Genomic DNA, 13111 nt, shown 5'->3' with positions numbered 1-13111 from the left:
ATACGTGCCACGTCGCCAGGATGGGCAGCTCACGGCATTATCTCTGCTCGGCTGTTTGACAGCACTGGCCGACAGGAGCAGGCGCCCCTGGTAGTCAGGACACGGAAGGCGTGGCCTTATCACCAGGGGCTTCCGGGGCCGGTCACTCGTTGTCGAGCTCCTTGATGACCTGGCCGGCAAGAGCTGTCATGACGCTCATGCGGTCAGCGGGTCCCAGCCTGGACCACTCCTGGAACACCTTCTCGATGTCGGAAGGAGTGCGGCGTCCGAGTTGCATCCAGCCGTAGAGCTGCCGCTTGTCCTTCAGGCTGCCCTGTGATGCGTGCGCGAGCACCTGCTCAGCCGTGGGCGGGTCGACAGTCAAGTCGCGGGCTTCGTCGCCACAGCGCTGACACTCGGCCCGCAAGTTGCCATCGTCGTTCTGCCCTCCGCGTTTCACGGGGATGATGTGGCCGATCGTCATGATGGCCCCGCGCTCGGGGGCATCGGGGAAGACCTGACCGGCACGGATTCCGCATACCTGGCACATGTGGCCGTCGCGTTCCAGGACGCGACGGCGCTTGGGGCCCGTGATGTTTTTACGGATGGTCTTGGGGGCTGCTTCGCCGAGATCGACCCTGGTCCCCAGCTCGCGGACGAGGTACTCGTCCGGCTTCAGGTTGGGGTTGACCTTGTAGTTGTCGATGATCCAGCCCATCGGCCGCAGCTCTCGCATGCGGCGATCAGCCTGGGATACGTCGGGCACGGCTTCGAACAAGTCCAGCTTGCTGAACTTGTTGCCTATCCCCCTGCTGGCCACGAACTCGGCCACCTTCACCAAAGACGTTCTGCGCACGCCATCGCTCACTAGAGCTCCCTCCCTAGGCTGCCGACGAAGTGTCGGCGCAGCAACTGTTCCATGCGGCGCGCATTAATGTCAACGCTGGCGCATCATCGGCGACGTTCGGCGCAACTGTGTACGCCTGCCAGGCGTTCGTGATTCGTGCTCCGAACAGCGGGGAGTCCGGGGAGCGTGCGACTGGTCGACGGACCGGGTGTCCGGGGATCTGCCATTACTGCGGGGCAGACGTGGGTACCGGCGGCGATGCTTCGGTAGGACCGCTGGTCGGCAGCGGTTGCGATAGCAGGCTGTAGATCTGCCAGCCCGACAAATGATCTCCGTGCTGGCTGCTTCCGCGTGTCTCTGCTGCGACTCTCCGAAGGAGGGGCAGGCGGCGACCGGATGGAAAGGTTGTCTCTACTCGTAAATCGACTCTCCTCAACTCCGTCTCCGGCACGTACCGTTCACACATGGCCAAGGGGGACCGGCAGCGCTATAACGGCACGGCGAAACGAGTTCGGCTCACCAGCGGCGATCACGCCGCGCCGAAGGACGGGAAGGGGCGCAGGACGCGGTCGGCGAAACCGGACCGAGCGCAGCAGAAAGCCTCTGCTGCACGCGACTGGAAGACGCTGTTCGCGCGCCTGGACGCGGTGAGGCAAAGGGACGCCGAGCGGCAGAAAGGCCTCTGACACCTGGCAAGATCGGCAGAGATCCGGAAGAGGCCAGCCAGGGAGGACCGTGTCCGTAAACAAGTGGTGGAGCCACGACCCGAACGAGCGCTACTGGCTTGAGATCACGAACCGCGAAGACATCGGTGTGAATCTGCTCGCACCGCAGCTCAACGACCGGGGCGAAGAGTACTGGTCTTACGCGCTTGTTCGTGAAGTACGCCCCGGTGATCTCGTGCTGCATTGGGATAAGAACCACGGGCCCGGAGTCGTCGGCTACTCCCATGTTCGGGGCGAGGCGTTCGCATCGACCATCACCTGGCAGAGCCGGGGGACCTACGGCCGACAGCGAGGTACATCAGGCCCAGAGCCAGCCTGGCAAGCGCCTCTTGGCGGGTACCGGCGGTTGAAGCGTCCGGTCACGCAGGCGCGCCTGCGTGAGATCGAGCCACGCATCCATGCCCTGCGGGATCGCCTCACCGACTCGGTCGCAGGGCCGCTCTACTTCCCCTTCGTCTTCTCAAGCACGAGACCGCTCCGTGCTGCGCAGGGGTATCTGACCAAGCTCCCCCGCTCACTGGTGGAGACGCTTCCTGAGTTGCTAGAGCTGCGCCAGACCGCGATCTCTGAGCCCAGCGAGCCGGAAGTGCTTATTCCACACTCCTCGCCAACGCGTAAGACCCGCGGGCCTAGCGGATACGGCCGACAGCACGACGCCAAGCAGCGAAAGGCAGTCGAGCGCTATGCGATGGACCTTGTACTCAATCACTACAGCTCACGGGGCTATCAGATTGAGGACGTGGGCGACCATTCTCCATGGGACATCACCGTGCGCAGAGACGGGACTGAGTCACACATAGAGGTAAAGGGCAGCACTACCAGCCGCGAAGCCATCGACCTGACCGAAGGAGAAGTGCGTCACGCTGAAGGCGTGCCGACCTGCCTCATAGTCATAGATCAGATCGAAGTCGATGACGACCTCCGTTGCGGCGGCGGGCGCTGGCGAACGTGGGCCGACTGGCTACCGAAGCGCGAAGAGCTCGTCGCTACCGCATACCGCTACCCACTTCCTGATGGATCCCACGCCGGCAGTCCTCCGGCATGAATGCCTCCCTACCGATGTCCCTGTCACTGGGGCCTCCCGGTCTCAGATGTGGTCTCCATGAGCTGTCAGTCCGCCCTCGTCTGCCGTCATCCTTTGCGGTCCGTGAGCACCCCTGACCTGCAAGGTGATGCGCTACGTGGACTCAGGTGGACGTGCTCGGACCATGATCGGACAACTCGTAATGCGTAGGTCAGGGGTTCGACTCCCCTAGGCGGCTCCGGGAAAGGCCAGGTCACATAGCCCGTGACCTGGCCTTTTGCCTTGCTCGGGGCATGACGCGTCACACGGCCTGGATGCCAGTGGGTGGCTTGCGTGAGCGATGCGTGAGCGGAGCCCTGGCGCGTCCTTTCTCTTTGACTTTGGCACGTGTCTTTGGCCCTGCACTGGAGGGGGCCGCACTTGCTTCGGCGGTCTGCTTGCCGCCTAGGGGATGACGCTTTCCGATGGTTGCGGGCATTGCCGCCATCCCTCATCCCCCGATCGGACCGCTACTCGGACGTGGGTGGTGTGCCGAGTATCTTCCGTACGGCGCTCGTGAAACGTTCCCGACTGAGTTCCCGTGCTTCCTTGTTGCGCGTGAGGACATCCACCATCGTCGATGCCTCGTCGAAGGCTCCGGACAGCTGCTCGACGTTCTCCTTGAGTGCTCCCCGAGCCTCTCTGGAAGCCTGGCGATACTGCTCGATGCTCCTCATCATCTCGCCCAGTACGGGGTGGCCATCAAGGTCGCGTAGGCTCCGCCCCTGATCACGGTAACCGTGCATGAGTGCAGTAAGCTTTTCCGTGCGCCGCCTGTACTCCTCGGTTGCTTCGGCCACTGCCTCAGAGGGGACCAGGCGGCTGTCGACCGCCGCTATCGCGGCTTGGGCTACCTCGATGAACCGGGTGGAGACCGCGACGTCTTCCTGCATCGTCTCGGTCAGCTCCTCGGCCGCGCGTGTGACTTCCTCCGGCCCCAAGAGCGCGATGCGCCGTGCACGCTCCGCCATACGGCCTGCGGCCTCTTTGAGATCTTCGAGGCCCGTCGAGTCGGGGTCGTGTACTTCTGGCGAGGTTTGGGTGATACGCAGGCATTCGTCCCAGGCTTCGAGGAAGGTCTCGTATGTATTGAGCCGCTGCTGCCTCAGCCAATGGCCATGCTCCACAACACCCTGATCCTGTACCTGCCGTCGAACGGTCTCGGCGTTCCTCTCGGCACCGAACCTGGCTGCTCGTGCTCCAACAACGGCGCCCAGCCCGGTTGCAGCCAATCCGATCACTGCGGCCACGAGTGAAATCACGAAGTCCTTCACGGCAGACCATCATGCTGGTGCAGCGTGTGCTTGGAAACCATGCGTCGCGCGAGAAGTCGTCTACATCGGGGCGCCGTTGGGATTGTGAGCACATAGCACCGCCGTCGTCATCGGCGCTCACTTGTCCGATACGGTCGTTACGTGGCCGTGGAGCGGCGTTCGAGTGCGAAACTGGGCACATGGAATGTTGAGAGGTGAAGGCGAGTTGGCGCGCTGCACTTGTGGCCAGCGGATCAACAGGAATGACACCTTTTGTCGCCTCTGTGGCACGCGCACATCTATGGTCGGCTCACTCTGCGGAACCCTCAGTCGACGCGCCGAGTTGACCTTTGAGGCGTTGGCTGCCGAGCACCGTAGAGGCTGGCCGTCGAGTGAAGTGACACATACTGAGGAGAATCTCCGGGCCATCGACCGAGCCCATGCAGATCGGGTAGCGATCCGACCGTTCACGAGTGACGAGGAACGCGCGAACGGCGCGGACTGGGAGTGGTGGTTTCACTCTGGAGACATGGGGTTTGGTATGCGCGTCCAAGCGAAGCGTGCCAACCGAAATGGTGGATACGACCTGCGATACCGGCCTGATGGCGACAGGTACCAGAGCGACCTTCTGATCGAAGATGCTGTGAAGGCAGGCTGTATTTCAGTCTATGTCTTCTACAACCACCTCAACTGGCCGCAGAGCCGATCTGGTAAGCCGTGGATGGGTTGCGAACATGGCCCCTTCGCTGAGGGGCAGCTGGGTTGCACCATAGTGTCGGCGCTGGTTGTCAAGCGGACCCTGGTGGGAGCGCGTACAAGCTCGCGATACGTGAAGGATCGCAGTCGCCCTTGGAACCGCGTCCTGTGCGACGGGAGCGCATCAGGCGCGCCAAGCCTGGACACCGCTTACCAGAGAGTGCTGCACCTGCATCGGATGGCTCTTGTGGAGCTTGAGCGGGGTGCGGGGTCCGCGGACGCCTCTCCAACAGTGGCCAGGCTTCCGACCCGGTCTGACCTGTCGGCGGAGCCGAGCGGAGCCGAGCGGAGCCGAGCGGAGCGGAGCGCTATCAACGTATTGGTGAGGACGGCCTGAGCTGGGTCGATCACGAGACTACGCGTGGTGAAGCGCCGCTCAGTCCAACCGAAGGTTCTTTGCGCGGGCAACTTAGGGAAATGGCGGAGCTTCCGATGGGTGAGCTTCCGCAGCGCGTCCGGGCCATGGTCCGTGGTGTCGAGGCGTCACCGCCTGACGGCCGAGCCGCGGGCGCGGTTCTGTTCAACCTTGGCTTCGTCGGGACCTGAGGCCCCTCCAGGAGCCGCGAAACCTGCGACGCTGGCCGCTACCAGCCGCAGCACGTCGAGCGGAGCGGCCGGATCCCTCACCTGGCGATCGGGAGGGCGTCGGCCATCCGTGAAGAGACGGGGTGGCGCAGCGCGGACTTGGGTGGATCGTAGGCCCAGAGCGCGCTGTCTCTGACCGTGGCACGGGGCAGCATCACTCGGGACGACCTGCGGGGTGCCGCGCTGATGCATAGGTCTCGGGTTGGAGTCCCGAAGGCGGCTCCGGTAAGGGTCAGGTCACATAACCCGTGAGCTGGAGTTTCTGCTGCTCGGGGTATGACGCGTCGCACGGCTGGAATGCCGTCAGGTTGCTTGCGTGAGCGAAGGGGGCGCAGGCCCTACTTTGTGGGCTTCTTCCTCTTATCCCTCTTCTTGCCGTCGGACTGTGCCTTCTTCGTCCGTTTAGCCTTCTTGGCCGCCTTGCGGGCCGTTTCCTCCTCGGCCTTACGTGCTTTCTCCTCCGCCTTACGCTGCAGCGGGACCAACTTCGCCGTCGCCTCGGCGGCGTTCTTGCCGACCTGGGGCAGGACGCTTTGGTAGATGTCCCGCGTGATCCGGGTGTCGCTGTGCCCGAGCGTGTCCGAGACGACCTTCACGTCTACGCCGGCCGCGAGCACGAAGGTGGCCGCGCCGTGCCGGAGGTCGTGCAGTCGGATGGGCGGAAGGCCCGATGCGACGACGAGCCGTTCGAAGAGGTCGCTGACCTTGCCGGGGTGCAGCCACGAGCCGTCCTCCTGGGTGAAGACGAGACCGGTGTCGACCCAGGCCGAGGCCCACTGCTCGCGGTCCGCGCCCTGGCGTTCGCGGTGGCGCTTCAGAACCTCGACCGTGTCGTCGTCGAGGGCGATGACGCGGTAGCCGCTGTCCGTTTTCGGGTCAGAGGACTCGACGTCCCAGCCCTCCTGGACGAGCTGGGAGGAGACGGTGAGGAAACGGGTGTCGAGATTGGTCTCCGACCACGGCTGCCCGCACGCCTCACCCCGCCGCAGGCCACGGAAGGCGATCAGGTGCCACATGGCGTACAGCCGGTCCTCCGCGACGAAGTCGAGGAAGGCGCCGGTCTGCTCCGGCGTCCACACCATGACGGAAGACGGCTTCTCGCCGGTCTGTCGCCATTTCGCGACGCGTTCGTGCGTCCACACCAGGGCTTTGGGTTTGCGGACGGGGTCGATCTCGACGTGAGCCGCTGGGTTGAAGGTGATGATCTGCTGTGCGATCGCGTCGTTCAACGCTGCCCGCAGTGTGGCCTTGACTCGTAGCCGGGTGGCAGGCCCCGTGACACGGCGGAAGGGCGGCATGGCGTCGATCGCCGCCTTCATCGACTTGCGCCGGGCGCGGTTCTCCAGGCCCTTCCACGGCACCTGGGCCAGCTCATCGACGGCGGTCCTGCGCTGGGCGTTCTGCTCCAGGATCTCGGCATTGGCGTCCGAGATAGCTGTGAACATCTCGCTGAGGTGGCTCACGCGCAGGCGGTCGAGCCGGTGATGACCGATCCGTGGCTTCAAGTGCACGCGGATGTCGGTCTCGTAGCGGCTGACCCCGGACTTGCGGATGCGCTTGCCGGCGAGCCACTGGTTGAGCCAGTCACCGACCGTAAGACGGCCGACCAGGTCCTGGCCCGACCTGGGGCCATTGCTGCGCACTGCTCGGGCAACCACCCATCATGGCGCCCGGCACTGACAGTCGGTCCGGTTGCGCGAATCCGCGTACCCGTCGAGGTCCGGCGGACCGGGTGGGCCGTGGGCGACGTGCCGCCCACGGCCCACTCTCGGCAGGCTCCGGCAAGGTCAGGTCAGACGCTGAGCGCCACCACGGTCACGACGGTGGCAACGACGGCGAGAGCGAAGGTCAGCGCCGGCGCGACGGCCGGATGCTGACGGATGACGTACGCCCCGAACGCCGCGGCGGTCAGCGTCGCCACAATGAGGGCGACGAGGGGAAGGGCGTCAAATCTGTGCATGGGTTCTCCCACGGGTAGTGCCATCAGGTTGGTGGCTCCGGAGCCGTGGGAGAGAGTGCGGGATGCGGGACCAAGGCCCGCAACTCTCGCGAATTCCCGTCCGGAGCCCCTGTTTCCGTGGGTCGCGAGGTTGTCGATCGCTCGCGAATCCGCCGCCGTACAGCGCCGGGAGGTTCATGGCGGTGTGCGCTGCGAGGTGATTCTCCGAGTCCGGGGCGGAGGGCTGGCCGTGTCCGGTGTGCGGGCGTGCCGGATCTTCTCTCCGTTCATGGCGGGTGGTCGAGCCTCCAGGCACTGCGGGCCTGCGCTTGGCCGGGGACCTCGTGTGTCCACTGCGCGCTCGTTACATGAACGCCCTGCCGCCGAACGCGGGCGCAGGCGAGGCCGGAGTTCCGAGAGTTGCCGACGGACTACTTGTCTCCTGGCGTCTGAGCCAGGACTCCAGTGTCTAACAGCGAGGAACCACGGGTCACTTGAGAATTGCCAGCTCGCGAGCTTCCTCGGCGCATCCCCATGACAGCGTGACGCCCGCGCCGCCATGGCCGTAGTTGTGGATGACCCTGGTGCCGTCCTCCCGCAGCTCCGCCTCCACTCGGACCGCGGCGCGGGTCGGTCGGGTGCCGATGCGGTGCTCCAGGACGCGGGCTTGGGCGAGGCGGGGCTCGACCTCAGCGCAGCGGGCGAGGATGCCGGCTGCTGCGGCGGCATCAGGCGCGAGGCTGCCTTCGCCGTCGATGGCGGTGCCGCCCAGCACGGCGGTGTCGCCGTGGGGGTATATGCACAGCAAGTCCGGTGAGAGTCCTGTGTCTTCGGAGAAGAACTCGGTCAGTCCGGGATTGGTGACGACGACGTGCTGGCCACGAATGGGGTGGAGGTCCGTGTCCGGGACCAGCCCATGGGCGCCGAGGCCCGTGCAGTTGACGATCACCGGGGCTTGGCCGATGTCCGTGAGCAAGGCCAGTCGTCGCTGCTCGACCGTGCCCCCGGCGGCACGGAGCCGGTGCAGGAGGTGGTCGAGGTAGACCGGCATGTCGATCAGGGGCACGGTGAACCGGTACCCGGCGGTGAAGCCGGGCGGGAGTTCGGCCGGTGCGCACGGCTGGAAGCCCGGCAGAGCGGTGGCCCAGTCCGGCGCGGCCTCGGCCGTCCGGGACGCCTCGATGCCGCTGGTGAGCCGGACGCCGGTGTCCGGGGCCTCGGCCAGCTCGCGGAAGATCTCCAGGGAGCGTTGACCCCAGTGGTCGACCTTGTCCTTCGGCTCGACCAAATACGGGCCCCACATCGCCCCGGCCGCCAGAGAGGTGACGCCAGGCACCTGCTCGGCGATCACGCGCACCGAGGCTCCGGCCTCGGCCAGAACGACAGCGGTGGTCAGCCCGGCCACCCCGGCTCCGACAACGACAACGCGCTCTCCTGCTGCCATGCCTGCGACCCTAGCGGCCAGATGATGCCGCTGGGGCGTGCTGGGCGAGGGCGTCCTCCAGAGCGGGTAGGAAGCTGCGGACGTGCGGGTTGCGCTGTCGGCGCCGTAGGTCCGCCGCGAGCTGGTGGAGCAGGGCCGCACTCCGCGGTGAGCGCACGGCGCCCAGTCGGTCAGCGGCGATTCGCCCGATCCCGCAGGCTGCCTCCACGTCCCCGTGGGCGCTGTGCCCGAGGGCCAGCCAGGCCCCCTCGAACAGGGCCCTGCGCTGGCTGGGGTCGCCGCGGGGGACGTCGTACGCCCCGGAGCGGAGCATCTCGTTCCCCTGGGCGAGGAAACGACGGCTCTTCGTGTCGCTGTCTGTTCTCTGTCGAGCACGACCCATCTGGATGAGGCCGTAGGCGGCCTGGCAGTCCAGGTGGTTGTCGGTGAGGAAGTACATCCAGCGGGGTTCCTCCCGTTTGCCGTCGCGGCTTGCGATCAGTTCGCGGGCGGAGCCGCGCGCGTGGGCGAAGTCGTTGTCGCGACCGGCGGCGGTGTACGCGTAGGCGAGCCGGGACAGTACAGAGGCCCGGACGACGGGCGGAGCGGCGTCACTGGCTCGACGGGCGGCCTCGCCGAGAGCGACTGCGTCCGCCGGGTGTCCTCGGCTCGCTGCCTGGAAGGAGAGGTCGCCCAGGATGTGGGCGCACAACGGGAGGTCGTTGACCTGGTGTGCGGCCCGCAACGCGGTGGCGAAGTAGCGCTGGGCCAAGCCGTGATCGGCTGCGTCGAAAGCCATCCAGCCGGCCAGCTGACCGATCTCCGCAAGGGCTCGGACCAGTCGGCCCTCGACGGCGGAGGAGTGGCCGTCCTCTCGGATCAGCAACCCGACGGCGCGGAACTGGGCACCCACGTAGGCGAGATGGCGGGCGCCTCCGTGCTCGTCGTCGAGCGCCTGCAGCATGGGCAGGTGCTGTTCCACCTGGTCCACGAGGGGGTCGTTGCCCAGCGACGACGCCATACGGGGCGTGAGCTGACCGCGTCCCGCTGTGCCGTCAAGGTACTGGGCGACTATCGCGAGGAGCCCCGATCCCGAGATCGCCAGGTACCGGCGGCGGTCGACGAGCCCGCCCCTCACCCAGTCCTGCACGATCGCCTCCATGCCCTTCACGGTCCAGGGCCGTGCGAGATCCGTGTCCGCGGAGACGAGTGCCGAGGAGTCGCCTACACGCCCCTGCCACAGTTCGGCCACTGGGATGGGCCTTCCCAGTTCCTGGGAGAGTACGTACGCCGCCATCGTCGGTAACGGTGAGCGTGGCAGCGCGCCTGAGTCCCGCCAGTGGTACGGCGCCGACTCGGCCACCGTCCCCGTGCCGAACACCCTGTTGAGCTTGCGGGCGAGTGCCTTTGGGCTCCACCCGAGTTCGTCCAGACACCCGGCCAGCGTGGCATTGGGTTTCCCTGTCTGCGGTGCCACGTGCAACCACCCCTCACCCCCAGTGGTTCGTCCCGTACTTCACGTGCTCCTCAATAGTGGCGCTCTCGGACGGACGGCGCAGCGCCCTCGCGAGCAAGTTGACCGAGTTGACCCATGGATCGGGTGCCGGGTGATCGGTCTCCTCCGGTGTTCTTGGATCTCCGCCGGACACACCGCCTTCCACGACGGCGGCAAGAACGGAGAGAGGTGGGCGCCTTGAGCCACTACTCGAACACCTCGCGAGTACGCACGGGCTCCGCCTCTGGACACCGCCCCGGCGGCGGTGGCACAACCTCACTGATCACGGATCTGCCGTACGGGCCGACAGCGGCCGAGGTAGCGCGGGGCGCTATGGCCGTAGCCCTGCACGGCGCAACCGCGGAACTGATCGATGACGCACGCCTGATCGGTTCGGAACTCGCCACGAACGCGGTCACCGCAGGCAGTCCACCGCTGGTCCTTTCCGTCGATCGCACAAGCCTGACCTCCGACGCTCTCGAAATCGAGATCGCCGTCACCGACGGCGGTTGTTCCCACCCCGTGCCCTCCACTCCTCCTCCTGTTGTCGACGAGGAGGCGGAATCGGGGCGGGGACTGGTCATCGTCGAGGCCCTGGCCGACTCCTGGTCGCTGACGACCGGAACAGACGGGACTCGTGCCTGGTGCCGCCTCACGCGTGGAAGCCCCCCTTCGCCGACCGGCTCTGACGTCCGCGACTCCAGCACCTAAACACTTCTCCGAGGAGGCACCATGTCGGTGCGCATCCCCTCCGCGACCTCATCACCCTCGCCCACAGACGCACCGAGGGCGGCTCGCGGTCCCCAGGTCGTCGTCGCTCTCCACGAGGGTTTCTACGGTGCCGAGTCCGGCACCGGGTTCAGTAACCGGGCCTTCCTCACCGCTCTGGCTCGCCTGCTGCCGCCGGGCCGTCTCTCGGTGATCACCCCGCACGTGCTGGAGAACGCACGGGCGCACGGGCGGCAGTGGACCAGCGAGGTCCAGCAGGTGCTGCGGCGAGCCGAGGCCGAGATCGTCACGCTTCCGCATGCTGGGGTGCTGCCTGACTCACTCTCCGCATACGTATCGCTCTGTCGGCAGGCGGGTACGGCGGCCGTACGCATTGCCGAGCGCGCCAGCCGCTGCCTCCTCGTCGGTCTCGACGTGCCCTTCCTCGGGCTCGCTCCCTACGCGTCACCGGCTCTGGACCTGCTGTTGGTACCCCGCTCCACGGCCGGGCTGACCTGCCCGGAGGACTTCTCACGGGTCCACTGGGAGCGAGAGGCCCTGCGGACAGCGACGGCGCGGGGCGGACACGTCGGCGCCATCTCTCCGCACATGCGACGACACCTCACAGCGGGGTACGGCGTTTCCCAGTCGAGCATCGTGAGCATCACGAACGGGCTGATCCAGGGGGAGACGGTCTGGCCGGGAGACGCACCGGCTGTGCCCTTCAGGGCTCGGGCCGGGTTCCTTCTCGCGATGGGCCGCGCCGTACCCATCAAAGGCTTCGAGGACCTACTGGAGGCGTTGCGCATCCTGCGGGAGCGCGAAGTCCGCGTTCCGCATCTGCTCCTGGCGGCTGTGACCTCGGACGTTCACGATGACCTGTCCTCGTACCAGAGGCACCTCGCGGCACGCGTCCGGACGTACGGCCTGGATGCGACCCTGACCACGCGCTTCACTCCCGCGACCCGTGCCTGGATGCACAGCCCGGCTCTGCGCGCGGTCATCGTTCCTTCCCGCGAGGAGCCCTTCGGGCGAATCCCCTTGGAGGCGTTCGCGGCGGGCGCGGGCCCGGTGGTCGCCACCACCGCCGGCGGGTTGGCAGAGACCGTGATCGAGGGGGAGACCGGCTTCACCGCCGCACCGAGGGACCCCGCCTCCCTGGCCTCGGCCCTCCACCGTGCCTTGACCGTCCTGCCCCGGGAACGCGAGCGGCTTCGGAACACCGGCGCGGCCCTGGTGCGCACGCACCACGACTACGAGACCAGCATCAGCTCCGCCCTCCAGCACATCGCCCCATGGGTCCTGGCCCCGTCGCCCACAGTCGAAGGCCGAACGCGGTGAACAGGCCGGTGGTGTTGATCTGCCTGGAGTCCCCGCACGCCTTCTGGCGCTTGTCCGCGGAGCATGAGCATGCGCTGTCCGCTGCCTTTCCTCGCGTCGAGTTCCGCACCGCGAGCGAGGAGGACGTTCCGAGTCAGCTTGCCGACGCGCATGTGTACTTCGGCTGGTGCTGTGCAGCCTCGTGGCTGTCCGGCGCCCCGCAGCTGAGGTGGATCGCCTCCCCGGCCGCCGGCACCGACCATCTGCCCGTCGCTGAGGCACATGCCGCCGACGTGGCCCTGACCCGCTCGTACGGCTTTCACGGCAGGCCGATGACCGAGCACGCCATGGGACTGATCCTGGGCTTCTCCCGCGGGCTGTTCACGAGTCGGCGCGTGCAACGGAACCGGTCCTGGTGGAAGGACGATCTCGCCGAGGAGTTCTTCGATCTGGCGGGAGCGACGATGGTCATCGTCGGCTGCGGCAGCGTCGGAGGCCACCTGGCCCAGGCAGCCCGGAACTTCGGCATGGCGGTCATCGGGATACGTCGGAGGCCGCCCGCGGACGACGGGGGTGGGATCACGTGGATGCCCGTGTCGGCGGTGCGCGAGGCGCTGCCCGTCGCCGACGTGGTGGTCAACCTGCTGCCTGCCGCCCCGGACACGGACCGCTTCTTCGACCGTGAACTTTTCTCCGCGTGCAAGCCCCGGTCCCTCTTCCTCAACCTTGGCCGCGCGACGACCGTCGACCACTCGGCTCTCCTGGCTGCCCTCGACTCAGGCCACCTCCGTGGTGCGGCCCTGGACGTCTTCGCCCCGAAGCCGCTGCCCGCCCGCCATCCGCTGCGGCTCCACCCCCGGGTCATGCTCACGCCGAAGAGCTCCGTGCTCTGCCGCTCGTACATGAACGCGGCCGTCGCGTTCTTCGCCGACAACCTGCACCGCTTTCTCGCTGGTCAGCCGCTCAACGGTCTGGCCGAAGTACCCGCTGTCCCCGCTCCGCTCGCAGGAGGCTGACC

Annotated in this window: 12 protein-coding genes; 6 read left to right on the top strand and 6 right to left on the bottom strand. The window is 66.9% G+C overall.

The genetic code is table 11. The features are described from left to right. Positions 1-142: 142 nt before the first annotated feature. The gene (locus tag OHB04_RS18785) at positions 143-847 is read right to left on the bottom strand and encodes an HNH endonuclease (protein ID WP_326807849.1); all 705 of its coding nucleotides are present in this window, start codon (positions 845-847) and stop codon (positions 143-145) included. Between the two features lie 443 nt (positions 848-1290). Here OHB04_RS18785 and OHB04_RS18780 point away from each other — a divergent pair, with 443 nt between their 5' ends. Further along, positions 1291-1512, top strand: a complete 222-nt coding sequence (locus OHB04_RS18780) for a hypothetical protein (protein ID WP_326807848.1) — start codon at positions 1291-1293, stop codon at positions 1510-1512. 49 nt (positions 1513-1561) lie between these two features. Next, positions 1562-2596, top strand: a complete 1035-nt coding sequence (locus OHB04_RS18775) for a protein NO VEIN domain-containing protein (protein WP_326807847.1) — start codon at positions 1562-1564, stop codon at positions 2594-2596. 488 nt (positions 2597-3084) lie between these two features. On the opposite strand, the gene OHB04_RS18770 is transcribed toward OHB04_RS18775, so the two are convergent. After that, positions 3085-3888, bottom strand: a complete 804-nt coding sequence (locus OHB04_RS18770; RefSeq protein ID WP_326688855.1) for a hypothetical protein — start codon at positions 3886-3888, stop codon at positions 3085-3087. Between the two features lie 184 nt (positions 3889-4072). On the opposite strand from OHB04_RS18770, the gene OHB04_RS41850 reads away from it, so the two are divergent. Next, positions 4073-4960, top strand: coding sequence for a DUF6615 family protein (locus OHB04_RS41850; RefSeq protein WP_442815097.1), 888 nt, complete (start codon positions 4073-4075; stop codon positions 4958-4960). Between the two features lie 586 nt (positions 4961-5546). Here the strand turns inward: OHB04_RS41850 and OHB04_RS18765 are convergent. The 4 genes from OHB04_RS18765 to OHB04_RS18750 form a co-directional block, all read right to left on the bottom strand. Continuing rightward, a complete protein-coding gene (locus OHB04_RS18765) occupies positions 5547-6851 on the bottom strand; it encodes a tyrosine-type recombinase/integrase (protein WP_326688854.1) in 1305 nt (434 codons plus the stop codon). Positions 6852-7000: 149 nt separating this feature from the next. Continuing rightward, the gene (locus OHB04_RS18760) at positions 7001-7168 is read right to left on the bottom strand and encodes a hypothetical protein (RefSeq protein ID WP_326688853.1); all 168 of its coding nucleotides are present in this window, start codon (positions 7166-7168) and stop codon (positions 7001-7003) included. A gap of 469 nt (positions 7169-7637) precedes the next feature. Continuing rightward, entirely contained in the window at positions 7638-8591 is a 954-nt protein-coding gene (locus OHB04_RS18755) for an FAD-dependent oxidoreductase (RefSeq protein ID WP_326688852.1), read from the bottom strand. A 10-nt stretch (positions 8592-8601) separates the two neighbouring features. Continuing rightward, positions 8602-10047, bottom strand: a complete 1446-nt coding sequence (locus tag OHB04_RS18750; RefSeq protein ID WP_326688851.1) for a carph-isopro domain-containing protein — start codon at positions 10045-10047, stop codon at positions 8602-8604. A gap of 351 nt (positions 10048-10398) precedes the next feature. Here OHB04_RS18750 and OHB04_RS18745 point away from each other — a divergent pair, with 351 nt between their 5' ends. Genes OHB04_RS18745 through OHB04_RS18735 form a run of 3 tightly spaced genes read left to right on the top strand, consistent with a single transcriptional unit; the run spans position 10399 to position 13109 of the window. Continuing rightward, entirely contained in the window at positions 10399-10776 is a 378-nt protein-coding gene (locus tag OHB04_RS18745) for an ATP-binding protein (RefSeq protein ID WP_326688850.1), read from the top strand. A 21-nt stretch (positions 10777-10797) separates the two neighbouring features. Next, a complete protein-coding gene (locus OHB04_RS18740; RefSeq protein ID WP_326688849.1) occupies positions 10798-12114 on the top strand; it encodes a glycosyltransferase family 4 protein in 1317 nt (438 codons plus the stop codon). After that, positions 12111-13109, top strand: a complete 999-nt coding sequence (locus OHB04_RS18735) for a D-2-hydroxyacid dehydrogenase (protein ID WP_326807846.1) — start codon at positions 12111-12113, stop codon at positions 13107-13109. The genes OHB04_RS18740 and OHB04_RS18735 overlap by 4 nt, the downstream gene beginning before the upstream one ends. Positions 13110-13111: the final 2 nt, after the last annotated feature.

The organism is Streptomyces sp. NBC_01775, assembly GCF_035917675.1.
GTDB lineage: Bacteria > Actinomycetota > Actinomycetes > Streptomycetales > Streptomycetaceae > Streptomyces.
This window is presented reverse-complemented; position numbering and strand designations above follow the sequence as displayed.